Annotated in this window: 17 protein-coding genes and 1 pseudogene; 9 read left to right on the forward strand and 9 right to left on the reverse strand. The window is 69.8% G+C overall.

Going from position 1 to position 25,017, the window contains the following annotated elements; translation table 11 throughout:
• The 3 genes and pseudogenes from VH969_RS03350 to VH969_RS03360 all read right to left on the reverse strand — a co-directional run.
• Positions 1 to 468 (reverse strand): annotated as a pseudogene (locus tag VH969_RS03350) (hypothetical protein); the annotation flags it as partial.
• Positions 469 to 510: 42 nt separating this feature from the next.
• Positions 511 to 1,599, reverse strand: a complete 1,089-nt coding sequence (locus tag VH969_RS03355) for an SAM-dependent methyltransferase (RefSeq protein WP_331970137.1) — start codon at positions 1,597 to 1,599, stop codon at positions 511 to 513.
• Positions 1,600 to 1,609: 10 nt separating this feature from the next.
• The gene (locus tag VH969_RS03360) at positions 1,610 to 2,929 is read right to left on the reverse strand and encodes a preATP grasp domain-containing protein (RefSeq protein ID WP_331970140.1); all 1,320 of its coding nucleotides are present in this window, start codon (positions 2,927 to 2,929) and stop codon (positions 1,610 to 1,612) included.
• Positions 2,930 to 3,179: 250 nt separating this feature from the next.
• Here VH969_RS03360 and VH969_RS03365 point away from each other — a divergent pair, with 250 nt between their 5' ends.
• The 5 genes from VH969_RS03365 to VH969_RS03385 all read left to right on the forward strand — a co-directional run bounded on the left by VH969_RS03365 (position 3,180) and on the right by VH969_RS03385 (position 9,199).
• On the forward strand, positions 3,180 to 4,352 hold the full coding sequence (locus VH969_RS03365) for a cytochrome P450 (RefSeq protein ID WP_331970143.1): 1,173 nt from the start codon (positions 3,180 to 3,182) through the stop codon (positions 4,350 to 4,352).
• 33 nt (positions 4,353 to 4,385) lie between these two features.
• Complete coding sequence (locus tag VH969_RS03370; RefSeq protein WP_331970146.1) at positions 4,386 to 5,042, forward strand: FMN-binding negative transcriptional regulator; 657 nt, start codon at positions 4,386 to 4,388, stop codon at positions 5,040 to 5,042.
• Positions 5,039 to 6,178 (forward strand): LLM class flavin-dependent oxidoreductase, encoded by a 1,140-nt coding sequence (locus VH969_RS03375; RefSeq protein WP_331970150.1) that lies wholly within the window; start codon positions 5,039 to 5,041, stop codon positions 6,176 to 6,178. Before VH969_RS03370 ends, VH969_RS03375 begins: the two co-directional genes overlap by 4 nt.
• Positions 6,175 to 7,518 carry an NtaA/DmoA family FMN-dependent monooxygenase gene (locus VH969_RS03380; protein ID WP_331970153.1) on the forward strand — a complete coding sequence of 448 codons (1,344 nt, stop codon included), beginning with the start codon at positions 6,175 to 6,177 and terminating at the stop codon, positions 7,516 to 7,518. The genes VH969_RS03375 and VH969_RS03380 overlap by 4 nt, the downstream gene beginning before the upstream one ends.
• A 142-nt stretch (positions 7,519 to 7,660) precedes the next feature.
• A complete protein-coding gene (locus VH969_RS03385; RefSeq protein ID WP_331970156.1) occupies positions 7,661 to 9,199 on the forward strand; it encodes a B12-binding domain-containing radical SAM protein in 1,539 nt (512 codons plus the stop codon).
• 48 nt (positions 9,200 to 9,247) lie between these two features.
• Here the strand turns inward: VH969_RS03385 and VH969_RS03390 are convergent, their stop codons facing one another.
• The 6 genes from VH969_RS03390 to dpgD form a co-directional block, all read right to left on the reverse strand.
• Positions 9,248 to 10,264: a D-alanine--D-alanine ligase family protein gene (locus tag VH969_RS03390; protein WP_331970159.1), complete on the reverse strand. Its 1,017-nt coding sequence runs from the start codon at positions 10,262 to 10,264 to the stop codon at positions 9,248 to 9,250.
• A gap of 8 nt (positions 10,265 to 10,272) precedes the next feature.
• Positions 10,273 to 12,027: an ABC transporter ATP-binding protein gene (locus VH969_RS03395; RefSeq protein WP_331970162.1), complete on the reverse strand. Its 1,755-nt coding sequence runs from the start codon at positions 12,025 to 12,027 to the stop codon at positions 10,273 to 10,275.
• Positions 12,024 to 13,724: an ABC transporter transmembrane domain-containing protein gene (locus tag VH969_RS03400; RefSeq protein ID WP_331970165.1), complete on the reverse strand. Its 1,701-nt coding sequence runs from the start codon at positions 13,722 to 13,724 to the stop codon at positions 12,024 to 12,026. Before VH969_RS03400 ends, VH969_RS03395 begins: the two co-directional genes overlap by 4 nt.
• Entirely contained in the window at positions 13,721 to 19,300 is a 5,580-nt protein-coding gene (locus VH969_RS03405) for a non-ribosomal peptide synthetase (RefSeq protein ID WP_331970167.1), read from the reverse strand. Before VH969_RS03405 ends, VH969_RS03400 begins: the two co-directional genes overlap by 4 nt.
• Entirely contained in the window at positions 19,300 to 19,515 is a 216-nt protein-coding gene (locus VH969_RS03410; RefSeq protein ID WP_331970170.1) for an MbtH family protein, read from the reverse strand. The genes VH969_RS03405 and VH969_RS03410 overlap by 1 nt, the downstream gene beginning before the upstream one ends.
• Before the next feature lie 199 nt (positions 19,516 to 19,714).
• Positions 19,715 to 20,530, reverse strand: a complete 816-nt coding sequence (gene dpgD, locus VH969_RS03415) for an enoyl-CoA-hydratase DpgD (protein WP_331970173.1) — start codon at positions 20,528 to 20,530, stop codon at positions 19,715 to 19,717.
• A gap of 56 nt (positions 20,531 to 20,586) precedes the next feature.
• Here dpgD and dpgA point away from each other — a divergent pair, with 56 nt between their 5' ends.
• The 4 genes from dpgA to VH969_RS03435 are packed head-to-tail and all read left to right on the forward strand — an operon-like array spanning position 20,587 to position 25,013.
• Positions 20,587 to 21,639 (forward strand): 3,5-dihydroxyphenylacetyl-CoA synthase DpgA, encoded by a 1,053-nt coding sequence (gene dpgA / locus VH969_RS03420; RefSeq protein WP_331970176.1) that lies wholly within the window; start codon positions 20,587 to 20,589, stop codon positions 21,637 to 21,639.
• A 40-nt stretch (positions 21,640 to 21,679) separates the two neighbouring features.
• A complete protein-coding gene (gene dpgB, locus VH969_RS03425) occupies positions 21,680 to 22,381 on the forward strand; it encodes an enoyl-CoA-hydratase DpgB (protein WP_331970179.1) in 702 nt (233 codons plus the stop codon).
• Positions 22,378 to 23,706 carry a (3,5-dihydroxyphenyl)acetyl-CoA 1,2-dioxygenase DpgC gene (dpgC, locus tag VH969_RS03430; RefSeq protein WP_331970183.1) on the forward strand — a complete coding sequence of 443 codons (1,329 nt, stop codon included), beginning with the start codon at positions 22,378 to 22,380 and terminating at the stop codon, positions 23,704 to 23,706. The genes dpgB and dpgC overlap by 4 nt, the downstream gene beginning before the upstream one ends.
• Positions 23,703 to 25,013, forward strand: coding sequence for an aminotransferase-like domain-containing protein (locus VH969_RS03435; RefSeq protein ID WP_331970186.1), 1,311 nt, complete (start codon positions 23,703 to 23,705; stop codon positions 25,011 to 25,013). The genes dpgC and VH969_RS03435 overlap by 4 nt, the downstream gene beginning before the upstream one ends.
• Positions 25,014 to 25,017 lie beyond the last annotated feature (4 nt).

A 25,017-nucleotide genomic window follows, 5' to 3' on the forward strand; every position in this document is an offset into this window, starting at 1 on the left:
GCACCGAGCCTGGCCGTGGGCGAGCCGGACGAGCAACTGATCCAGATCCTCGACCGCCGCGGTCGGGTGGACGCCGCGAGCGAGGACGTGACGAGCCGTCCCGCCGTGACGCGGCCCGCGCCTGGTGAGTCCGGCAGGTCCGCAGACCGCGAATTGCGCCCGGCCACCCTGATGCCGTCCTTCGTTGATCACCTGAGAGTCCATCGCCGCCCGGACACGCGCCTGCACGTGCTGACGCTCCGACTCACTCATTCCGCCGAGCACACTCATCAGCATCTTGTGCGAGGGGTTGCGCGGGTCGAACCTCCCGCCCAACTCCGGCACCCACAGATCAACCCCGTACGCGGAAAGGCCGTGGGGGTGCCGTGCCTCGAGGTCCGGCGCGGGTGTGTTGTCGATCTCTGCCTGAGCCGCCGCGTGCTCGCCTTGCGCGGCGTTGATCACCTCGACGATCGCGTCCGGCTCCACGCCGGTAGCGACCCGCCGGCATCCGGTCGTCGGGTTCGGCGGTCAGGGGAAGAGGCGCCGGTAAAGGGGACGGCTGCGGAAGGTGCGGCCGTGGTGAGGCGAGACGTGCCGGGCGCGATGGACGCCGCCCGCGGTGTGCAGCACGGCGGAGACCTCGTAGTCGGGATGTATGCCGTCGTCACTCAGGGCCGTCCGGAAGAGCAGGTCGAGCCGGTCTCCACGGCGAACGGGTATCTCCGTGTCGAACAACGGAAAGTAGACAGATGCCCAACTGGTCTGCTCGCGCAGGGTGTCGAGCGGGGGCTCGCCGGAACGGCAGCGCAGCTGCAGCCAGAGCAGGATGCCGTCGACCCGTCCCGGACGCTCCATGACCAGTTCGACCGGCCGCTCCTGCTCGACGCGCAGGTCACCGTTGAGGTCGAGGATCTCGACCGGCTCATCGGTGGAGACCACGCCCTCCGTAGCGGGGTTGCGGATACGCAACCGGACGTCGAACGGGGCCTGATTCCAGTCGAAGATCCTCGCCAGGTGCTCGATCGCGTCCGGGGAGAAGGCGACGTCGTGCTGGTCGAGGACGGCGCGGAGACACACGGCGGCCGCGCGCGTCATGCAGTGGTCCGGGACGACCACCCCGTCCTCGGTGAGGTGCCGCCGCCGCGCGTCGGCGAACGTCGCTGCCGCCCCTTCCGCGCCCGCGATCGACCCGATCACCTCCGCGACGCACACCTGAGCGCGGGGCTCGATCCGCAGCGACGTGGAAGCTCCCTCCAGCAGCGTGATCTTGTCCGTCAGCCCCCACCGACGCAGGTTCGCCGACGCGACACGGAAGGTCTCCGCCATCACCTCCATGGCCAGCACGTGGTCGGCGCCGTGACCCAGGCATTCCCGCGCCCAGTTGAGGTGTTGGCCCGTGCCGATGTCCAGCGAGACCTTGTTGGGCACCAGGGTTCGCAACGCGTCGGAGAACCGTTGGTTGCGTGCCTGGTCCTCGCTGAGTACCTGGTAGAGGGACGCGTTGTAAATCGGATACTCACCGATGCTCGGCCACACCGTCGAGCCCGTGCCCGCGCTGGGGTCGACGGCGACGCGCACGACCGAGTCGGCGACGCGTAAGTCGTGATGCGTCAACACGTTCCGCTCCTTATGGGATCTCGGGGGCGAAGTCGAACAGCTCGCCGAGCAGGCGCTCGGTCTTGATTGCGACTTCGACGGAGTCGTCGACGACGACGTACGGGATGGAGCCGGTCATCACGTTGAACGGCTGGACCAGCATCACACCACGCCTCGTCGCCGGATCGAAGGCGATGTCGGAGCCACGTAGCCGGTCGGCGGCCTCGCGGAAGGAGGCCACCGACCACGGGACCGTTGGTTGCCGGTCGACGATGACGCGGTCCTTCCCGAAGCCGGGCCCGATGACCTTCTTGCCGATGACGCCGTACATGTGGGTCGATCCGGTCGCCCGGCCGTTGTGCTCGGTGAACAGTATCTCGCCGTCGGGAGTCACGATCGCGTCCGGCCCGAGGATGCCGCGGTACCCGATGGCTCGCATCGCCTCGCACAGGAGACGAGCGCCTGCGATTACGGCGTCGAGTTCCGCACGGGAGATGCCTGACGCCGGCAGGACGGATGCCACGTAGGGCAGGGAGTACAACATCCCCGTTCCCCCCAGCGCCACACCGTCGTCGCTGATCGAGAACTCCGCGAAGGCGGCCGTGCTGTCGGGGTGGTATCGCTCGACGACGAGGGAGTGCCGTCCGTCGTCCGTCAGGTAACCCCACCGCTCGGCGAGGAACGTCTCCACTCCCGACAAGCCCGCCAGGACCGTCATGCGGGTCGCCCCGATCGGTTGGAAGTCAACGGTGAGGCTGACGATGTCGTTGCCCCAGCCACCGGAAAAGAACTCGTGCTTGAGGATCACGGGGTGGCCGGCGCCGAGCAGCCGGCACATCGTGTCGCGAGCGACATCGCGGGTCAGGCACACGGCGCCGTCCGCGATAGGCACACCGACCCCGGCCGCGAGCGTGCGGAAGAACGCCTTGCTGTTGGCCAGCGCGTCTCCGCTCTGGCTCAGGAAGCCCGAGCCCGGCACCGCGCTTTCCAGTCCCAGCACGCCGGCCAGTTCCACGATACGCGAGTCGGGCCACAGCGCGGAGACGAGATCGATCTCCTTGTCGGCCGTCGCCGCTCGTAACGCCTCGAGAAATCCTGGGTCGCGCAGGCGGTCCCGGCTCAGTTGTCCGATCGATCCCTTGCCCGGTGGCGGCACGACGACCCGCAGGGTCGACATGTCGGTCCCGGTCAGTTCGGTGACGTGCTCCGCGAACGCCTCGTCCGGCGCCACCGGGAGCACCAGTACGTCGCCGTCTTGCGCGAACCACAGCAGTCGCTGCGCGTAGGTCCCGGAGGACCGCCGCAACCGCAGATCCTCGTTGACGTCATGGCCGATGAGAAGCCGAGCCACGTGGCGACCTCCGTGTGCCTGGTCTGGACGGTGCGGATCACAGCTCGTTGCGGAGCATACGAACTCACCGCGCGCACGGTCGAATGACGACGGGCGAGGCAATGGTTCCTGTGCAAGTGCGAGATGTTCGCACTCGTACGCCGGCCGGCCTTGCGCGGCACCGCGCCGCCCGTGAGTCTCGTACCCGTTGCACGGGACGGGGTTCGGGGCTATCCGGGACGGTGACATGGAGACGGTTCGACTCGCGGCATTGCCGTTCGCCAGGGAGCGGCCTTTCGACCCACCGGCCGCATTGCTGAGCTTGCGCGGCCGAACACCGCTGTGTCGGTTGCGATACCCTGACGGCCACGAGGGGTGGCTCGTCATCGGCTATGGGCTCGCCAGGGAAGTCTTGTCCAGCCCACAGTTCAGCGCGCGGTCGGATCTCAAACGCGTACCGGTTGGCCGGCCGGGCGCGGGGCATTTCGCCGGCCGCCCGCCGATGCCAGGCTGGCTCGTCGACATGGACCAGCCGGACCACACCCGGATCCGCAAGCTGGTCGGCCCACACTTCACGATTCGCAGGCTGGCCCGCCTGCGGCCGCGCGTGGAAGCCGTTGTGGCCGAACGGATCGCGCACCTGCGGCGGTGCGGGCCACCAGCGGATCTGGTCCAGGAGTTCGCCCTTCCTGTCCCGTCATCGGTGATCTGCGAGCTGCTCGGCGTGCCGTACGAGAGCCGCGCGGAGTTCCAGCGCAACAGCAGGACGCTGTTCAGCCTGGAGGTCGACCTCGAGGAGGCCGACGAGGCCATGCGACAACTCGACGCCTACCTGCTCGAGCTGGCCCGACGCAAGCGGCGCGACCCCGACGAGGACCTGCTGAGCGAACTCGCGACCGAGGGCACCCTGGCAGACGAGGAGATCGCCGGCCTCGGGGTGCTGCTGCTCACGGCTGGACACGAGACGAGCGCGAGCATGCTCAGCCTGGGCACTTTCGCCCTCCTGCGAGAGCGTTCGCAGTGGGCCGCCCTGTGCGACCACCCCGAGCTCGTCGACGACGCGGTCGAGGAGCTGCTCCGTTACCTGACCATCTTCCAGTTCGGGGTACCGAGGACGCCGCTGGAGGACGTCGAACTGGGCGGGCTGCGGGTCCGTGCCGGGGAGAGCGTCACGGTATTGCTCCCGTTGACCAACCGCGACCCCGAACGCTTCGACGCGCCGGACGTGCTCGACGTCGGTCGCCGCGTCCGAGGCCACCTCGCGTTCGGTTTCGGCATCCACCAGTGCCTTGGGCAGAACCTCGCCAGACTCGAGCTGCGGGCCGGCTATCTCGCGCTGTGCGACCAGCTCCCCACCTTGCGCCTCGCCGTTCCCGCCGCCGAGATCCCCCTTGCCGACGACCTGGGCTTCTACGGGGCCCACCGACTTCCCGTCACCTGGTGACGCGGCATCGACTTCCACCGCACAGGAGCCGCCATGCACGTGCCGACGATCTACCAGGCAGATGAGGCATGGGCCTACGAACTGGTTCAGCGTCATCCACTCGCGTTGCTGATCAGCAATGGCCACTCCCTGCCGTACGCCACGCATGTTCCCGTGGTCCTGCCGCCAGGACCCGTCACCGGGTTGACCGGCGAGACGCTGTGGGGGCACATGAACCGGGCCAACGCGCACTGGGCCGAGCTCGCCCGCGGCGGCGCGGCAAAACTCGTATTCACCGGACCGCACTCCTACATCACACCGATGAGCTACCACACCACGCCCGCGGCACCCACCTGGAACTTCGTGGCGGTCCACCTGACCGGCACCGTGTCGCCGCTGCCCGAAGGGGACGACACCTTCACGGTCGTGGCCCGTACCGCGGACGTGTTCGAGCAAACCTTTGGCGACAACTGGGATCCAGAGCCGTCGCACGGCTATTTCCGCAGCATCGTGCGAGGTGTCGGCGCATTTCACTTCGAGGTCGAGACCGTGGACGCGATGTTCAAGCTGAGCCAGGAGAAGACCCGCGACGCACGGCGCAGGGTGGCCCGGCGGCTCGCGGTCGCGGCGTCCGGGTGTGCCCGCGACCTGTCCGCGCTCATGCACGCCATGGACGAGTACGACTGCCCCTACCCGAAGGAACACTCATGACCAGGACACCGTTGCTGTTCGCGGTCGCACTCGACGGGGCCGGCTGGCATCCGGCCGCGTGGCGCGAGGCGGACGCGCGTCCGGACCGGCTGACCACGCCGGGGTATTGGACCGCCCTCGTGGTTGCGGCCGAGCGCGGCGGCGTGGACTTTGTCACCATCGAGGACTCGATGACCATCCAGACCACGGATCCGCACCGGGTGCGAGGACGGATGGACGCGGTGCAGGTCGCGGCACGGGTGGCGCCGGCAACCAGTCATATCGGACTCGTACCGACCGTCACGGTCACCCATACCGAGCCGTTCCACACCTCTCGGGCGATCGCCACCCTCGACCTGATCAGTCGTGGCCGCGCCGGATGGAGTCCAAGAACGGCCGCCCTGCACGAGACGGCGCTGTTCGGTAGACGCGGGGCCGCGAGCGTCGAGGAGTCGCTGACCGAAGCCGCCGACTATGTCGAGGTCGTCCGCGAGCTCTGGGACAGCTGGGAGGACGACGCGGTGATTCAGGACGGTGCGACCGGGCGGTTCGTCGACGCCGATCGGTTGCACCACATCGACTTCCACGGCCGGTGGTTCGATGTCAAGGGACCGTCGGTCGTCGCCCGCCCGCCCCAGGGACAACCCCTGGTGTGCGTGTGCGCGCCCGACGATGACGGCGTCCGGTTGGCCGCCAGAACCGCGGACGTGGTGTTCGCCACCCCGGCCGACCGCACGCGGGCACGGCAGGTCGTGGACCGGGTTCGTGCGGCGCAGGGCGATGCCAGCCGGGAGAACGAGGAGATTCACGTCTTCGCCGATCTCACGGTGTTCCTCGACGTCGAGCCGGGCCGGGCTCGCGAGCGCAGATCGCGGCTCGACGACCTCGGCGGCCCGTGCCCCACCGACGCGAAGACCGTTGCCGGGACTCCTGCGGAGCTCGCCGACCTGATGCACGAGTGGCGAACCGTCGGGTTGGCCGGCTTTCGGCTCAGACCGGCCGCGCTTCCCCATGACCTGGACCAGATCTGCGGCCCGCTGGTCGCGGAACTCCGCCGCCGCGGGATGTTCCCCAACGCGCGACCGGCGGAAACCCTACGTGGCCGGCTCGGCCTGCCCCGACCCGGCAGCCGCTATACGAGGGGTGGGACCACATGAGACAGATCCACCTCGGTGCGATGTTTCCCGGCACCAACAGCAACACGGTGTGGAACGATCCGCGCTCCGGCAGCTACCTCGACTTCGATACCTATGTCCAGTTCGCCGGCAACGCCGAGCAGGCGAAGTTCGACTTCGTCTTCTTCGCTGAGGGCCTGCGGCTGCGCGAGCAGAACGGGCGCATCTACGAACGGGACCTGGCCACCCGGCCGGACAACTTCACGGTCCTCGCCGCGCTCGCCGCGGTGACCGACCGGATCGGCCTCACCGCCACGATAAACTCCACCTTCAACGAGCCGTACGAGGTGGCCCGGCAGTTCGCCACCCTCGACCACCTGTGCGCCGGGCGCGCCGGCTGGAACGTGGTGACGTCATGGGACCGGTTCGTCGGGGAGAACTTCCGGCGCGGCAGTTTTCTTCGCAAGGAGCAACGGTACGAGCGGGCCGAGCTGTTCCTGGACGCCGTCATGAGGATCATGGCTTCCTGGCGGGACGGCGACCTGTTGGTGGACAAGGAGTCCGGGCGGTTCGTCGCCGACCCGGACGTGGGCGCCTTCGAGCATCGCGACGCCCAGTTCGACATCGCCGGCCACTTCGGCGTGCCACCCGGTCCGCAGGGCAGGCCGGTGGTCTTCCAGGCGGGTACGTCGGATGAGGGTCGCGAGTTCGCGGCCGCAAGGGCGGACGCGATCTTCGGCATGTACAGCCCGGTCGAGGAGAAGATCGCGTTCTACGCGGACGTCAAGGGCCGCCTGGCCCGCTACGGACGCACGAACGACTCCCTGCTCATCCTGCCCGCCAGCACGTTCGCGATCGGCGACACCGACGCCGAGGCACGCGAGGTCGCCATGGCCGTACGCCACCAGCAGGTCGACGGTCGGACCGCGATCACATTCCTCGAGTCGCTGTGGAACCGGGACCTGAGCGCGTACGACCCGGATGGCCCGTTACCCGAGGTCGATCCGCTGCTCGAGGGAACCCGGGCCAGTGAGCTGGCCGGCGTGCGGCACTACCCGGACCGCATCGCGACCGCGCGGGAATGGCGGGAGCTGGCCGAGGCGAAAAACTACACCATCCGTGAGCTCGTGATCCACATCATGGGCTGGCAGACGTTCATCGGGTCGCCGAGCACGATCGCCGACCAGATGATGTCGATGGTGTCGGCCGGCGCCTGCGACGGGTTCATCATGGTGCCGCACATCCTTCCGCACGCGCTCGAGCAGTTCACCGCGACGGTCGTGCCGATTCTGCAGGAGCGCGGCGTGTTCCGAAGCGAGTACGAGGGCACGACGCTGCGCGATCATCTCGGCGTGTCCGCGGCGGCCGCGTCCACCCGCTGACGGCCGCGTGCAACTGCCGGACGCTTTTCAGTTGCACGAAACCGGGCCGCTCGATTGAACACGCGACGGTTCGTATGCTCACAGCAGCCGGCACGACCCGAGTGTCTACACCGGACGGTCAAGAGATCCCCGAGGAGAAGGCGTGCGGCCGGTACAGAAGGTGCTCCTGGTCAACGCGGGAACCGACGCCGACGTGTCCTCGATCGCCAACGACGGCACGTTTCCCGCACTCGGCGTGGTCTCCCTGGCCACCGTGCTCCAACGCGACCACCCTGAGCTGAACGTCATCGCGCTGGACGGACAGGTCACGCCGATGGCCGAGATCGAGCGGCTGATCGCGGACTTCGAGCCGGACGTGCTCGGCGTGAGCGCACTCGGCACGTCGTACGCCAACACCCTGCGCCTGACCGAGCTCGGCAAGCACGCGGGCGCGACGACCATCCTCGGCAACGACCACGCCGCGACCATGGCGCGGCAGATCCTCGCACACCGGGAGAGTGTGGACTACGTGAGCGCGGCAGACGTCGGCGAGTTCGCCCTGTCCGCTTTCGTGGCGGCGCTGTCGGGCGACCGGCCCATCGAGTCGGTGCCTCAGCTGTTCTATCGGACGCCGACCGGAATCGCCCACAACGACCTGCCGGAGATGCCCACTGCTCCGGGCGGCGCGCTGTCCAGCACGGTCCTCGACGCGATCCCGGTCCCCGACCGATCGCTGATGCCGGAATCGAACTGGGCGAGGTACCTGCGCAACTACCTGGACGTGTACGGCCGCCTGCACGGTGACGAGGACGTCAGCGGGGTCACCACGATGAACCGGGCACGTGGCTGCGCACGGGTCAAGTCCCCGTGTCACTTCTGCGGGATCCTGGATCTCACCCTGCGGTTCTCCTCCCCCGAGCTCTTCTGGGCGGACGTGCGGGCCGGGCAGCGGCAGGTGGGTGCGACGATCTTCTACGAGGCCTTCGACAGCATGAGCAGCTCGCCGCGCTGGGTGGCGCGGCTGGCCGAGGCGAAGCCGGCGGACATCGGCGACCCTAGGTTCTTCGTCTACACCCAGGCCGCCGAGGTCACCCCGCGCCTGATGGACCTCTACCGCCGGCTCGGCGTGTACCGGGTCAACATGGGTTTGGAGTCGGGCGACACCCGGATGCTGAAGCTCCTCAAAGGACCCCGCGACAGCCTGGAGAACAACCGGCGGGCGGCGACCCTGCTGCGCGACGCGGGCATCCTCATCTACGGCTCGCTGGTACTCGGTGGCCCCGGCGAGAACCAGGAGAGCCTCGACCACACCGTCGACTTCGCCCGATGGCTGATCGACAACGACATGATGGCGGGGCTGCAGGCCCAGCCCCTCTATCCGGACCTCGGCGCGAGGACCGGCCGCTGGCTGATGAACCCCGACCAGGCACGCGCTGCGGCGCGGGAAAAGGGCTTCGAGATCCTCGATGAGGCGCTGCTGGAGAAGATGCCGGACAAGTATGGTCACACCGATGTGATCGACTTCGACGAGATCTCCATGGACTGGTGCCGCATCTTCAGCCACGCCGGCTGGGACGAGTTGCTCGACGCCACCCGTACCATCCGCGCATACTCCGAGCGCAGCGCGACCGCCTTCGGCTCGTCACGAATTTCCGAGAGCCTGCTGGGGACCGAGAGTCCCATGTCGAGCGGCGTGTTGTAGGCGACAGGACGGATGCGCCTGTCCGGCTCAACGTCCACCAGTGAGCGTTCAGGCAACGTCCCACGGCAGGCCGTATCGTCGGGTCGCCGAGACGAGAACGGCGGCCACCACGGCGTCCTCCGGCCGGACGCCGGCGAAACTTTCGCCGCGGCGGACTACCAGATCCGGGTCCAGCCGTGGCAAGGCGTTGACCTCCAGCACGTACGGCACGTCGGCGTCGTCCACGCGGAAGTCGACGGTAGCGATGTCCACCATACCGACGGCGGTGACACTGGCCAGGGCCGCGCCGCGAATCTGTTCGATGACGTCGTCCGGCAACCTCGGTGGCATGTGGAACCGCACCCGCGGCTCCGGCTCGGCCGCCATTCGATACCGGAAGTTCTTGAAGCCGTAGTCGAGGATGTTGTGCGACCGCTCTTCCTGGATCTCGATCTCCTGCGGGGTCATGACGCCGCCGAACGCGTTGTCCACCGCCTCCAGGTAGTCAACGCTCACGTCCCGGCCGGCGACGTACTGCTCCACCAGCACGCCCGCCGGGTACTCGCAGAGCAGCAGCTTGATCCGCGTGCGCGCCGCGCTCGCCGAATCCACCACCGACTCCTGCGTGATGCCCCGCGAGGTGCCCTCGGAGTTCGGCTTGACGATGGCGGGAAAGCCGGCGATGTCCGGATCGTAGCCCTCCGGCTCGCGTAGGAACTGCCAGCGCGGGGTGCGTACCCCCTGCGCGCGCAGGACAAGCTTGGTCAGGTGCTTGTCGATCGCCAGGGTGAGTACCGCCGCGTCGGAACCGGTGTGCGGGTAGCCAAGGTGGCTGAACAGCGCGGGAAAGAACTCCTGGCCTGGCCCGTCCGGCCAGCCCTCGCTGATGTTGTAGACCACGTCCGGAGCGCAGTCCCGAAGCCGGGTGATCGTGTCGGCCACCGGGCCGGACACCTCGACCGGCACCACCTCGTTGCCCAGCCTGGTCAGGCTCGCCACCAAGCCGTCGACGGTCTCGGGCGGCGCATACCGCGCCTCGGTGGAGTCCGCGCTGACGCGCAGGTTGTGGGTGAGGGCGACGCGCATAGCGGCTCCTAGTTGATGTTCCCGGCTGGTTCCTCGGAACCCCGACACCATGACTCCCACAGCGCGGCGTACCGTTCCCCGCGCTCGATCAGCTGGTTGTGCGAGCCGGTTTCCACGATCCGGCCGTCCAGCATCATCGCGATCCGGTCGGCGTCGTGGGCGGTGTGCAACCGGTGCGCGATCGCGATGACCGTTCGTCCACTCAGGACCGACTGGAGCGACTGCTCGAGCGCCCGCGCGGCCTGCGGCGTCAGGAAAGCGGTCGCCTCGTCGAGGACCAGCGTGTGCGGGGCCGCGACCACGATCCGGGCGAGCGCGAGCTGCTGGGCGTGGGCCGGTGACAGCTCGACGCGGCCGGCACCGAGCGGTGTGTCCAGGCCGAGCGGCCGCGCCCATTCCCAGGCGCCGACCGCCCGCAGCGCGCGTTCCAGCTCGTCGTCCGTGACGTCCGGGCGCACCATCGCGACGTTCTCGCGCAGCGTCGCCCGGAACACGTGGTGCTCCTGGGTCACCAGGGCGACCTGCTGGCGCAGCCGCTCGAACGGCAGGTCCGAAAGTGATGCTCCACCCGCGGTGATGGTTCCGGTGCGCGGCCGGTAGATGCCGGCGAGCAGCCGGCCCAGCGTCGACTTCCCGGCGCCGGACGGCCCCACCACAGCGAGCCGCTCACCCGGCGCGACGTCCAGTTCGAGGGCGCGCAGCACATCCCGGCCCGCTCGGTATGCGTAGGTCAGGCCACGCACCCGGACGTCGTTCGCCTGCGGCACATCGTGGTCGCCTTCCGTGTGTGCTTCGGGCCGGTGACACTCGATCCCGATTACCCGCGCCAAGGCCGCGCCGCCGGTCTGGATCTCGTTGAGCCAGAACAGCATGCGGTCGACCGGCACCAGCAGCTGTTGCGTGTAGAGGGTGGCCGCGGTGACCGCCGCCAGGCTCACCATGCCACGGATGTGCAGCAGGCCGCCGATCACCAGGGTGGCGACGACCGGCAGGACGTAGGACATGTCGGCGACCGGCAGGTAGACCGTGCGCAGCCGCAGCGTGTACCGCTCGGCGGCGTAGGCCCCGGCGATGTCCCGGTTGGCCCTGTCCATCCGTCGAGAGCCGAGCCGTAGCGCGTCGACGGTGCGCGCGCCCCGCACGCTTTCCGTGAGCCCTTCGGTGATCAGGGAATAAGCCGCTGCCTCCCGCAGGTACCCGTCGTGGGCCCGCGCCAGGTACCAGCGCGTGGACGCCCACAGGAAGGGCACGGCGACCAGGCAGGGCAGGGCGAGCAGCGGACCGAGCAGGACGATGCCGCCGATCGTGATCACGACCGTGACCGCGCAGATCAGCACGTCCGGCACTGCCTGTCGTACGCAGCGCGCCAGCGTGTCGATGTCCCGGGTGGTACGGGTGAGGATGTCGCCGGATCCGTGCTCCACGGTCGCCAGCGGGATGGCCAACACACCCGCGACGAAATCCTCGCGCAGCTCGGCCAGCACCTTTTCGCCCAATCGGGCGGAGAGGTACACCGCGATCCCGGAGCAGAGGGCTTGCGTGGCGATGAACACGAGCACCAGCACGGCGACGCGGGTCACGTCCGCCGCACCACCGGCCACATCTTCGACGAGGTTGCCCAGCAGCCAGGGCCCGACCAGGCCGAAAGCCGCGCTGAGTCCGTGCACCGAGAGAACCGCGACGAGCTGCCCCGGATAGCGGAGGAGGAGCCGCCAGGCGGACGCGCGCATCCGCCGCGGCGTGGCGATCGGGAGGGTCGTCATGCCGCGTCTCCCCCAGCGCGCACCACGAGCTCCCGGTAGCGGGCGTCGGAGAGCAGGTCGTGATGCGATCCCTCGGCGACCACCTGCCCGGACTCGACCAGGAGCACGTCATCGGCCTGTGCCAGCAAGACCGGGCTGGTGGTGAACACAGCGGTCGTCCGGCCCGACCGGGCCGACTTCAGCCGGGCCGCGACGCGTGCCTCCGTGTGCGCGTCCACAGCGCTGGTCGGCTCGAGCAGCATCAGCACCTCCGGGTCCGCCATCAGACCGCGTACCAACCGCAGCCGCTGCTGCTGACCGCCGGAGAACTGTCGTCCGGAGTCCGCCATCTCGTGATCGAGTCCGCCGTCGACGGCATCGACGACGTCTCGCGCGGATACGACGTCGAGCATCGCGGACAGCCGTTCCGGTCGATCGGCCGGATCCAGCTCGGTCCGCAGCGTCCCGGAGAACAGCAGGTCGTCGTTGCGCACCAGCAGCACGTTCCGGCGGATTTCGTCGACCGGGATGCTGGACAGCGGCGTGGCGCCGAGCGTGGCGGCCGAGTCGACGTGCCGGCCGAGCCGGTCCGCGATCGTCGCCGGGTCCTCCGTGGACGTCGCGACGACGGCGGTGAACCGGCCCGGTCGCAGCACGACACCCGACGCGGGGTCGGCCAGCGGGTCGGTCCAGCTCCAGGACGCGCCGGGTTCGGCCGGGTCGAGCCCAGGGTCCAGGGACAGCAGCCGGACCAGCCGAGCCGCCGCGACCCGGCCCTTCGTGATGGCCGCCACCGCATTGGTCAGCCGGCGCAGCGGCTGGGCCAGGAATACCGCGTACGCATAGAAGGCGACGAGCTGTCCGGGGGTGAGCCGACCGTCGAGCACCCAGTGCGCACCCAGCCACACCACGACGGCGACCAGGATGCCGGGCAGGAAGAGCTGCAGGGCGTTCAGCTGGCTCTCGGTTACCGCGACAGCGACGCCGGCGTGCCTGGCCCGCTGGGACTCGGCCCGGTAGCGGCGACCCAGCTGCTCCTCGCCGCCGATGCCGCGCACCACCCGCAGCCCGTTGACGATGTCCACCGCCTGGTCGGTCACCTCGGCCTGCCGTTGCCGCAACATGGCCTGCCGGCGGTGGATCGGCCGCACCAGCATCCCCAGCAGCAGGACCATGGCCGGCACGCCGAGCAGCACGACCAGGCCGAGCGGCCACGAGGCGGCCACCATGACAGTCGCCGTGGCCACGATGGCCATCACACCGCCGACGGCGTGCGCCGTGCTCTCCAGGGCACGTCCGATCTGGGTGACGTCGGCCAGCCCGACGCTCACCACCTCGCCCTCGGAGACCTTGCGGGTCAAGGCCGCGCCAAGCTGGGCCGCCTGCCGCGTGGCCAGCTGGACGGTCCGATACCGGGCGCCCAGCGAGGTTGTCAGTGCGCAGCGGTCACGCAGAATGCCCGTCGCCGCCTGTACGACGCCGAGACCGAGCACGACGCCGCCCCACGCGAGCAGCGCGTCCGGGTTCCTGGCGGCGACCCCGGCGTCGATCGCCTGTCCGGTCGCGGCCGGAACCAGTGCCTGGGCGAGCATGCACAGCACGCCGTACAACCCGCCGAGCAACATTGGTCCCTTGTGGTCGTTCGCCAGCCACCACAGGTATCCCATCGGGGTCAGCTCGCCGGGGACCTCCGGGGCGGGGCGGGGGAAAGTCCTCACGACAGTTCCGGTGCGATCGCCTTACCGATCGCGGCGAGCATGCGCGGCCGGGTCATCTGCAGGTGCCCACATGGCAGCGGATGGTCGACCACCCGGCCGCCGACGTGCGTCTCCCACTGCTCGGCGCCGCGCCAGTGCGCGGCGCGGTTCCGGGTCGCGGTGAAGAACGTGACGTCGCCCGCGAACGGCTTTGCCGTGAAGGTCTGCTCCAGTCGCAGGTTGTCGACCATTGCCGCATGAATCGTCTCGACGATCTCGTCCTCCAGCTCCACCACGCCCACACCGTGCTCGCCGAGCGCAGCCCTCTTGTCCATGATGGACAGACCGGCGGCGTCGGCCGGTAGCTCATTGTCCGTGGGCAGGTGGCTGTCCAGCAAGGCGAGCAGGCCGACCTCCTCCCCTTGGGCACGCAGCAGCACAGCCAGTTCGTAGGCGACCAGACCGCCGAAGGACCAGCCGAGCAGGTGGTACGGCCCGGCCGTCCGCACCGCACGAATCTGCTCGAGGCACTCGGCGGCGAACTCCCCGACGCTGCCGGGCAGCGAGCTTGACCTGCTCAGCCGGGGTGACTGCAGTCCGTAGATCGGCAGTTCCGCCGGGACGTGCCGGGCCAGCCCGGCGTAGCACCAGCTCACCCCGGTGACCGGCGGCAGGCAGAACAGCGGCGGCCGCGTCCCGTTCGGACGCAGCGCCAGCAGGGTGCCGAGCCCGCTGGCGGACATGCCGACGTCGAGCCGGCCGGCGAGGCCAGCCGGGGTAGGTGACTCGACGAGGTCACGCAGCGAGAGATTGGCGTCGATCTCCTGGCGCAACCGCCAGGCCAACCGCACCCCGAGCAGCGAATGCCCGCCCAGCGCGAAGAAGCTCTCGTCGACGCCGACAGCCGGTAGGCCGAGCACATCGGCGAAGACCGCGCACAGCAACTCCTCGGTCCGGGTGCCCGGCGCGCGGCGGGTCGCCGTCGCGCCGAACTCCGGCCCCGGCAGGGCGGTCCGGTCCACCTTGCCGCTGATCGTGCGCGGAACCTCGTCGAGCACGACGACCGCGACCGGCACCATGTACTCGGGCAGGAACCGCGCCGCCCGCGCGCGCACCTCGCCGGCATCGACCGTCACGTCTTTCTCGGGCACGACATACCCGACCAGGCCGGCGCCGCCCGGTGAGTCCGAGCGGATCTCGACGACGGCCTGGGCGATGCCGTCCTGCCCGGCAAGCAACGCCTCGATCTCCCCGAGCTCCACCCGCATGCCGCGGATCTTGACCTGCCTGTCGTTGCGGTCGAGGAACTCCAGCAGGCCGTCCGGACGCCAGCGGCCCAGGTCACCGGTACGGTACAGACGTTCACCAGGACCGCCGTACGGGTCGGCGACGAACCGCTCCGCGGTCAGGTCGGGCCGGTTGGCGTAACCGTCCGCGAGTTGGGCGCCCGCGAGGTATATCTCGCCGGCCACGCCGGGCGGAGTCGACCTCAGGGCGGAGTCGAGAACGTGCACCCTGCTGTTCCACAGCGGCCGGCCGATCGGCACCGTCTGCTCCGATCCGGCCGGCACGAGGCATTCGGTGACGTAGACCGCGGTTTCGGTCGGGCCGTAGGTGTTGACCAAGTCCGCACGCAACATGCGATGGAATTGATCGCGAACCGCGGGGGGAAGCCGCTCGCCGCCGCAGAACACCGTGCGCAACGACGTGCAGGCCGCGACGGCCGGCTCCGCGAGAAACGCCTGGAGCAATGCCGGCACCATGTGAACGGCGGTGATCCGCTCTCGTGCCACCAGCTCCGCGAGGTAGCCCGGATCGCGATGCCCACCGTCCGGGACCACCACGACGGCGGCACCCGCGATGAGTGGACCGAAGACCTCCGGAACCGACATATCGAAAGCGACGGATGCCTTGTGTAGCAGACGGTCCTCGGCGCTGAGCCACCCCTTGGCAAGTGCCCATCGCAGGTTGTTGGCGACCGCCCGGTGGGACACCACGACGCCCTTGGGTCGCCCGGTCGAGCCCGAGGTGAACATGACGTACGCGGGTCGCTCCGCGTCCGGCGGGGGCAGCGGTCCAGGATCTTCGCCGAGTGGGTTCGCGAGCAGGTCGGCCAGGACGCCCTCGGTCAGCACCAGGCTCGGCCGGACAGCGTCGAGCATGAAATCTGTCCGCTCGGGCGGCTGGCCCGGGTCGATCGGCAGGTAAGCCGCACCGGAGCGGTGTACCGCGTGGAGCGCCACCACCAGTTCGGCCGACCGCGGCATCGACACGGCCACGACCGACCCCGGCAGCACGCCCGCGGCCCGCAACGCCCGGGCGCCGCGCTCGATCCGCTCGTCGAGCTCGGCATAGGTCAGCTTCACGCCCTTGAAGATCACCGCCGGCCGCTCGGGTGTGCGCGCGACCTGATCGCGGAACAGTTCGGGCAGCGAGACATTCGGCAACGGCACGGAGACACCCGTGGTGTCTCGCGCCAGCCGGTCCCGCTCTCCGGGCAGCAGCAGGTCGGCCGCGCTGAGCGGCTGGTCGGGCGCGTCCACGATCTGGCGGACCAGGAGGGTGAACCGGGCCGCGATCGTCGCCGCGCTCGCCGGCTCGACGACGTCGACGGCGAACTCGAGCACGCCGCGGATGCCTTCGCGGGTCTCGCGCAGGTCGAACGCGAGGTCCGCCTGGGGATTGCCGGAGCGCACCTCGGTGTCCACGTGCAGGCCCGAGAATTGGGGCTCGATGTCGACGTTGTTGTTGAACGCCAGCATCGCCTGGTACAGCGGGTGGCGGTTGGCGCGTCGAGCGGGGTTGACCAGGTCGACCACGCGCTCGAACGGCAGGTCCTGGTGGGCGTAGGCGGCGAGGTCGGTCTCGCGGAGCGTCGCCAGCAGCTCCAGCGCGGTCGACTTGCCGGCCAGATCGGTGCGGAGCACCACGGTGTTCACGAAGCAGCCGATCAGGTCCGCGAGTGTCTCGTCCGGACGGCCGGCCACCGGCACGCCCAGCGGGATGTCCGCGCCTCCGCCGAGCCGAGACAGCAGGGTCACGACCGCGAGTTGCACCACCATGAACGTGGTGGTGTCGGTCCGCCGGGCCAGCTCCACCACCCGGCGGTGGGTGTCGGCGTCGATCTCGACCGGCACGGATCCGAGCACGCCGCTGCGAACCGCTGGGCGCGGCCGGTCCAGTGGCAGCGCGATCGCCTCCGGCAGCCCGTCCAAGGTGGACTTCCAGTACGCCTCCTGCCGGTCGCGCTGGTTCCACGGGCTTCGCCCGTCGTGGAAGAGATCGCGCTGCCAGATCGCGAAGTCCGCATAGCGCAATGGGAGTCGCGCCCAGTCTGTGCTGCGACCGGCCAGACGCGCCCCGTACGCCCGCGAAAGGTCGCCCATGAGGATGGGCACCGACCAGCCGTCCACCGCGATGTGGTGCACCACGATCAGCAGGACGTGCCGCTGCGGGTCCACCCGGAACAGCGTGGCGCGGATGGGGCGATCGGTACGCAGGTCGAACCGGTGTGCCGCGGCCGCGTCCACCGCGGCCTCCAGCTCAGCTTCCGCGATATCCCGAATGGACAGCACAGCGGCGGCCTCGGGCGCCGGAAGCACAGACTGGCACGGATCCCACGCCGACTCCGGGAACACCGTACGCAACGGCTCGTGCCGTGCGATCACGTCGCGCAGCGCGTTCCGCAGGGCGTCCTGGTCGAGCGCACCGGTCAGGGTCAGCGCGATCCGGACGGTGTAGGCCGCGCGCGAGCCGTCGAGTTGCTCGACGTAGAGGAACCGGCGCTGCGCGAACGACACGGGCAGCACAGCTGGTGGCTCGCTCGGTGGCCGGATCGGCGGCGGGCCTTCGACGGTCCGCGGGAGCAGGGCGGAGAGACGCGCGACCGTGGGCGCGTCGAACAGTATACGGATCGACAGGTCGACCCCGAGCGCGCCGCGAATACGCGCGACAAGCTTGGCGCCCAGCAACGAGTGCCCACCGAGCTCCCGGAAGTTGTCGTCGATGCCGACCCGGGGCAGGCCGAGCACTTCGGCGAACAGCGCGCAGAGGATCTCCTCGCTCGGCGAACGGGGACCGCGGCCGAGCCCCGCCACCGCCGGTTCCGGCAGCGCCGCGTAGTCGACCTTGCCGTTGGTGTTGAGCGGAAACTCGTCCAGCACGACCACGGCCGCCGGGACCATGTGCTCGGGCAGATGCTCCGCCGCGTGCGCGCGCAGCCCGGCCGGCTCCGCCACGTCCGGCGCGGCCTGAACGTAGGACACGAGCCGGCCGCCCCCCGGACCGTCCCGCACCACGGTCAGCGCGCGAGCGACCGTGGCGTGTCGTTCGAGGACGGCGTCGATCTCGCCCGGCTCGACCCGGTGGCCGCGGAGGCTGACCTGCCGGTCGGCGCGGCCGACGAACTCGAAGACGCCGTCGTCCCGGACGCGGCCGAGGTCACCGGTCCGGTACATCCGCGAGCCGGGCTCACCGAACGGGTTGGCCACGAAGCGTTCCGCGGTGAGATCCGGGCGCGCCCGATAGCCGCGTGCTATCGCCGCACCGCCGACGTACAGCTCACCGACGTCACCAGGCGGAACCGGCCGCAATCGAGCGTCCACAAGATACAACTCGGCACCGGGCACGGTCCGGCCGATGGGCGGTTGCGCGGGCCAGCCGTCCGGCTTGCCGGTCAGCGGCCAGGTGGTGACCACCTGCGCCTCTGACATGCCCCACTCGTTCTGCAGCAAGACGTTGCCGGCGGCGGCGATGAAGCGGCGCACCTCCGGCGTCACCCGAAGCGTCTCGCCAGCGGTGTAGACAGCCCGAAGCGGCAGCTCGACGCGGTCCTGCTCCCATGCCTGCGCCAGCCCGACCAGCACGGCGGGCGGCACGTGCATGGTGTCGACCCCGTCCCGAGCCAGCGTGTGCAGCAGCTTCTCCGGTTCGCGGCGCAGGTCGGCAGCGAACAGCACCAGCGTGCGTCCGGCGAGCAGGCTGACCACCATCTCCTGCACGGAGACGTCGAACCCGAGCGGCGCGAGCTGGGCGCAGGCACGGGTGTCCGGGTTGGCGGCGATGCTCCAGTCCACCAGATGGTTCAGCGTGCGGCCGGTCAGCTCGATGCCCTTGGGTACGCCGGTGGAACCCGAGGTGAACACGACGTACGCGAGGTTCTCCGGCGCCACCGTCCGCTCCGGGCACTCCGCGGGCAGCACAGCGATCCGGTCGTGTTCGTGGTCGTAGCGCAGCAGCGGCACGCCAAGGTCGGGCAGGTCATCGGCCATGGGCGACTCGGTGAGCAACAGCCGGGGTTTCGCCGTATCCACGACGTGCTTGAGCCGGATCGCCGGCAGGCTCGCGTCGACCGGCAGGTACACCCCGCCGGCCTTGGCGACTGCGAGCAGGGCGATGGGCGTGTGGAAGCCGCGGGCCATCGACACGCCGACGACGACCTCGGCCGCCACGCCACACTCCCGCAACCGGTGTGCGAGCTGGCTGGACGCCGCATCGAGTTCGCCGAAGGTCATGGTCCGCGTGCCGAACCGCAGCGCGATCGCCGCTGGATCCGCCTCGGCGCGCTGGATGAAACGGGCGGCGGTGTCGAGTTCCACTACTGTCGCCCGTCCATGCGCGCGGCCAGGCTTCGTGGTCGCAGATCGGTCCAGTTCGCCGTCACGTAGTCGAGGCAGTCCGCCCGACTCGCCGGGCCGAACGCGACCGACCACCCTGCCGGCACCGAGATGCCGTCGGGCCACAGGGAATGCTGCCCCTCATCGTTGACCAGCATGCGGTACTGGGCGTCCGGGTCGTCGAACGGGTTCGTCACGGTCCGGGTTCCCTTCCACCGAACGGGCACCGTCGGCCTCGCACCGTATCCCGCCGACGACCGTCCGGCGAGGCGTGCCGATTCGCCGGACCCCGATGTTCAACTGCAAGGGACATCGCGGTTGCACACGCGAGAGTCGGCTTGCCGTAATGACATCCGAGCCAGGGAGGTGAGCGAGATCCGAACGTTCCGCGTTCGCTCAGCGGCCCGTCCAGCGCGGCGGCCGCTTGTCGACGAATGCCAGCGGGCCTTCTTTCGCGTCGTCGCTGTGCATGCGCGCCTCCTCCCAGACGTAGCGGGTGGCGAACGCGTGCTCCAGCGAGAGGGCCGCCGACGTGTGGGCCGCTTCCTTGATCGCCCGGACCGACAGCGGGGCACAGCGCAGGATGTCTTCCACCCACCGGTCCACGCAGTCGTCGAGCTCATCGGGGGTGGTGACCTCGTTGACGAGTCCCAACTCGTAGGCGCGTGCCGCGGTGAGCTGCCGCCCGGTGAGCAGATATCCCGCCGCCGTACGGAACGGCAGCTGGCGCACCATCCGGAATACCCCGCCCGCGCCGGGAACCAGCCCGAGCCTGGCCTCAGGCAGCGCGAACGCCGCATCGTCGGCGGCCACGATCACGTCGCACGCAAGGGCGAGCTCGAACCCGCCGCCGAAGGCATACCCGCGGACCTTCGCGATGATCGGCTTGGCCAGCGCGAACCGCTCGGTCAGGCGTGGCCAGCCCGGCTTGTTCCGGCTGCCGAACGTCGAGTCGCCGGCGGTGCCCCCGCGGATCAGGTCAGCCAGCTCGACCAGGTCCTGGCCGACGGAGAAGGCCCGGTCACCGGCGCCGCTGAGCACACCGACCCAGATGTCCTCATCGGACTCGAAGTCGTCCCACACCTCAGCGAGCTCCGCGTGCATGCGCCGGTCCATGGCGTTGAGCACGCGGGGCCGGTCGAGCACGATGTGTGCCACCCGGCCACGCTTGTCGTAGCGGACCCGGGGCGTGTTCTCCGTCGTTTCCGGCATGGTGGCGACCGTACCGCCGCGGCCGGACTACCTCCGACATCCTGCAGGACGAGCCCATGACACCGGCGCGCATCACAGCGGTCGGAACGAGCGTGTCGCCGAACTCGTACACGCAGCAGGAGTTGCTGGACCGGTTCGGGATCCGGGAGAAGCGGATCAGGTCGGTCTTCCTCAACAGTGCAATCGAGCGCCGGCACCTGCGCCTGCCGCCGGTGGAGCCCGACGGTACGCCACGCGTGGAGACCCAGGGCGAGCTGCTGCGCAAACATGTCGACGGTGGGCTGGCCATGGCCCGGGAGGCTATTACCGGGTGCCTCAAGGAAGCCGGCGCGAGCATCGACGATGTGCGGTACCTGTGTTGCGTGTCGTCGACCGGGTTCATCACTCCCGGCTTCAGCGCGCTGCTGATCAAGGACCTCGAGCTCGCCACCGACTGCGCGCGCCTCGACGTCGTCGGCATGGGCTGCAACGCCGGTCTCAACGCGTTGTCCGCGGTATCCGGGTGGGCCCGGGCACATCCCGGCCAGCTCGCGATCATGGTGTGTGTGGAGGTCTGCTCTGCCGCGTACGTGTTCGACGGCACCATGCGCACTTCGGTGGTCAACAGTCTGTTCGGCGACGGCGCAGCCGCGATCACCGTACGCGCCGCGGACCGCGACGACACGGACTGCCCGGCACTCCTGGGATTCGCCAGCCGCATCTTCACCGATGCCATCGACGCGATGCGGTACAGCTGGGACGACGACGCCATGAAGTTCAGCTTCTTCCTCGATCCCGAGATCCCGTACGTGGTCGGCGCACACGCCGGACCATCGGTCGACCGCCTGTTGGCCGGAACCAGGTTGCGACGCACGGACATCGCGCACTGGGTCGTGCATTCCGGCGGCAAGAAGGTGATCGACTCGGTGCGCGTCAACCTCGGGCTCAGCCGGCACGACGTCCGCCACACCACTGGAGTGCTGCGCGACTACGGCAATCTGTCCAGCGGGTCGTTCCTGTTCTCCCTGCAACGCTTGCAGCGGGAGGACGTCGTCCGGCCGGGTGATCACGGGGTACTGATGACGATGGGGCCGGGCTCGACGATCGAGACCGCCTTGCTCCGCTGGTGACCAGGATGGACGAGAAATGAACCCAGGGGACGGCAGCACCATGCGAGTCGATCGCGAGCCGGGCGAACGCGATGTCGAGCACGAGCTTCGACTCGACATCGACGCCGGCCGCCCACTCGCCGAGCTCACCGTCTCGATCGACGGGGTGTGCCGGCGGGCCGAGGATGGGGCGACGGTTCTCGTGCTGTGCCTGGAGAACATGCCGCCGGGTGCCCGCGTCTGGCCCGGCCGGGTCAGCATCCAGGAGGTCAACCGGTGGGAGCGAGCGTTACGCCGCCTGGAACGCCTCAGTTCGGTGACGATCGCGGTGGCGCACGGCACGTGCGGCGGCCCGGCGCTGGACCTGTGGCTGGCCGCTGACTACCGGATCGGCTCCGCGGACCTGCGCATGATGCTGCCGGTCAACGACGGCCACTTCTGGCCCGGCATGGCGCTGCATCGACTGGTCAACGAGATCGGTGTCGCCCGGGCGCGCCGGCTCGTCCTGTGGGGGCACGAGATCACCGCCGAGCGGGCGGAGGCGCTCGGCTTGGTCGACGAGATCGCCGGCGAGCTCGAGGAGGCGGTGCGCGCCGCCGCGCTGCTACTCGGCCAGGAGGCCGGCGCGGACTACGCACTGCGCCGCCAACTCCTGCTCGAGGCCCCGGCTGCGAGCTACGAGGAGGCACTCGGCGCTCACCTCGCCGCATGCGACCGTGACCTGCGCCGGCAGCTGACGACCGCGGACGGAAACGATCGATGAACAGCACGCCGACGCTCGATGTGGACACCTGGTCGCAGAGCGCCCCCGAACTGGGCGGCACCGCCGGCGAGGACGCGAATCGGCTCGCCGGACATGTCACGGCCGGCGAGAACCTGTTGTCCACGCTGCCCGCCCGTCCTGACCGCGACCCTGGGCAGCAGCGGATCGCCGAGTGCGTGCTGGACTCCGTGCGGCGGCTGCGGGACCGGTTTCTCACCCGGCACGCCGAAGAGGTCTACGCCGTCCTTACGAATGGCCGCCGCGTCCACCTCCGGCTCGCCGACCTGGTGCGCGCCGCGGCGGAGAGGTTTCCCGGGCTGGTTCCGACGGCGGCACAGCTCGACGCCGAACGCGCTCACGTCCAGGCGGACAAGGACGGCCTGGAGATCGACCTGGGCGTGTTCTTCCGCGGCCTGCTCCGCGTGCCGTTGGCCGGCGCGCACCTCGCGGACGCGATGCTGCTGGCCACACCACGAGCCGTGGCGCTGCGCGAGCGGTACGACCGCACCGGCCGGGTCGAGCTGGCCACCGTGCTGCTCGAGCGGCACGACGGCACCGGCCACTTGACCGTCCAGAACGGACATTGCCTGAACGCCGAGGACGAAGCGCTGATCGCGGACATGGAGACGGCCGTCGATCTCGTCCTGCTGGACCCGCAGACGCGGGTCGGCGTGTTGCGCGGCGGCGTCATGACCCATCCGAAGTACCGCGGTCGACGGGTGTTCAGCGCCGGAATCAACCTCGACGCCCTGCGCGACGGCCGGATCCCCCTGGTCGACTTCCTGCTCGGCCGGGAACTCGGCTACCTCAGCAAGCTGGCGGGCGGGCTGCTCGATCCCGCCGCCTTTCCGCACACCAGACTGCAGAAGCCGTGGCTTGGCGTGGTCGACTCGTTCGCCATCGGCGGGGGCATGCAGCTGTTGCTTGTGCTCGACCGAATCATCGCCGCCGACGACGCGTACTTCAGCCTGCCGGCGGCCCAGGAGGGCATCGTGCCGGGCGTAGCCAACCTCCGCCTCGGCCGGCTGGTCGGCTCGCGGCTGGCCCGGCGCGTCATCCTGGGCGGACACACGATCCATGCCACCGATCCGGAGGCCGCACTGATCTGTGACCAGGTCGTGCCGGCCGACGAGCTCGACGCCACCGCGGCGGCCGCGGTGCGCGAACTGGACAGTCCGGCCGTGGTCGCCAACCGGCGGATGATCGCGCTGGCCGAGGAGCCACCGGACCGGTTCCGCTCGTACCTGGCGGAGTTCGCTCTGACGCAGGCGCTACGGCTGTACGGGGCGGACGTCATCGCGAAGGTCTCGCGGAGGAAGTCGTGACCCGGCCGGGTGGCGCGAATCGCGTCGCACCGCTCGACAGGGCTGAGCTGCACGGCTCGCTCGGCGATCCCGTGCTCACCTCGATCGCGTTCCTGAACGAGATCATGAGCCGGTTTCCGGACGCGATCTCGTTCGCGCCAGGCGCTCCGCATCTGCGCTTCCTGCGCGACCTCGATGTGCACCGGCACGTGGACCGCTACGTCGATCACCTGTGTGCCGAGCGCGGGCTGCCCCCGGGGCAGGCACGCCGGCTGCTCTACGAGTACGGCCCGAGTCGTGGCCTGATCACCGACCTCGTCTCGGAGGCCTTGCGCGACCAGGGAATCGACGTACCGCCGGAGGCCGTCGTCATCACGGTGGGTGCGCAGGAGGCCATGGTCCTCACACTGCGCGCGCTGTGCCGTTCCGCCGACGAGGCGCTCGCGGTGGTCACCCCGTGCTTCGTCGGGATTCTCGGCGCGGCGCGCCTGCTCGACATCGACGTCGTCGGGGTCGGGGAGAGCGGACACGGGCTCGACCTCGAGCAGCTGGCTGCCGCGTGCCGCGCCGCGCGGGCCGGCGGCCGCCGGATCCGCGCCGTCTACGTCGCCCCCGACTACGCGAATCCGTCCGGCACCCGGCTGGACCTGCCGACGCGCCTGCGACTGCTGGATCTCGCCGAGCAGGAGGACCTGTTCTTGCTGGAGGACAGCGCCTACTGGTTCACGGCGTTGCCGGAGGCGGAGATCCCGATGCTGAAGGCGCTGGACACCGCGGCCCGGGTGATCCACATCGGCACTTTCGCCAAGCTCTGCCTGCCCGGAGCGCGGGTGGGCTTCGCGGTGGCCGACCAGTTCGTGCGCACCAAGGATGGGCGGTACCGTCGGCTGGCCGACGACCTCGCCGACCTGAAGACCATGCTCACGGTGAACACCTCGCCGATCTGCCAGGCGATCGTCGGCGGGATGCTGCTGGAACACGGCGGCTCGATGGCCCGGCTCGGCCGGGAGAAGGCGGCGCTGTACCGGCGCAACCTCGCCAACCTGCTCTCCGCTTTGGAGAAGCAGGTGCCGCGGGACGGCGAGGTGAGCTGGAACCACCCGGAGGGCGGCTTCTTCGTCCGGATGCGGCTGCCGATCCCGGCCGACACGGCGCTGCTCGAGCTGTCCGCGTCGAAGTACCGGGTGTTGTGGACCCCGATGTCCCCGTTCCATCTCGACGCCGCCGGTGCGAACGAGCTGCGGCTGTCCTGCAGCTATCTCGACCCCGAGCAGATCGAAGAGGGCGTTGGCCGGCTGGCGGAATTCCTCCGGAACATCGCGACCTGAAAGG

It is taken from the genome of Actinophytocola sp. (genome assembly GCF_036555685.1).
GTDB lineage: Bacteria > Actinomycetota > Actinomycetes > Mycobacteriales > Pseudonocardiaceae > Actinophytocola.

What these genes read in the sequence shown, in the direction of transcription:
- VH969_RS03370 (WP_331970146.1), top strand. Translation starts at nt 4,386, where the DNA reads ATGCACGTGCCGACGATCTACCAGGCAGATGAGGCATGGGCCTACGAA.
- VH969_RS03375 (WP_331970150.1), top strand. Translation starts at nt 5,039, where the DNA reads ATGACCAGGACACCGTTGCTGTTCGCGGTCGCACTCGACGGGGCCGGC.
- VH969_RS03380 (WP_331970153.1), top strand. Translation starts at nt 6,175, where the DNA reads ATGAGACAGATCCACCTCGGTGCGATGTTTCCCGGCACCAACAGCAAC.
- VH969_RS03390 (WP_331970159.1), bottom strand. Translation starts at nt 10,264, where the DNA reads ATGCGCGTCGCCCTCACCCACAACCTGCGCGTCAGCGCGGACTCCACC.
- VH969_RS03395 (WP_331970162.1), bottom strand. Translation starts at nt 12,027, where the DNA reads ATGACGACCCTCCCGATCGCCACGCCGCGGCGGATGCGCGCGTCCGCC.
- dpgD (WP_331970173.1), bottom strand. Translation starts at nt 20,530, where the DNA reads ATGCCGGAAACGACGGAGAACACGCCCCGGGTCCGCTACGACAAGCGT.
- dpgA (WP_331970176.1), top strand. Translation starts at nt 20,587, where the DNA reads ATGACACCGGCGCGCATCACAGCGGTCGGAACGAGCGTGTCGCCGAAC.
- dpgB (WP_331970179.1), top strand. Translation starts at nt 21,680, where the DNA reads ATGCGAGTCGATCGCGAGCCGGGCGAACGCGATGTCGAGCACGAGCTT.
- dpgC (WP_331970183.1), top strand. Translation starts at nt 22,378, where the DNA reads ATGAACAGCACGCCGACGCTCGATGTGGACACCTGGTCGCAGAGCGCC.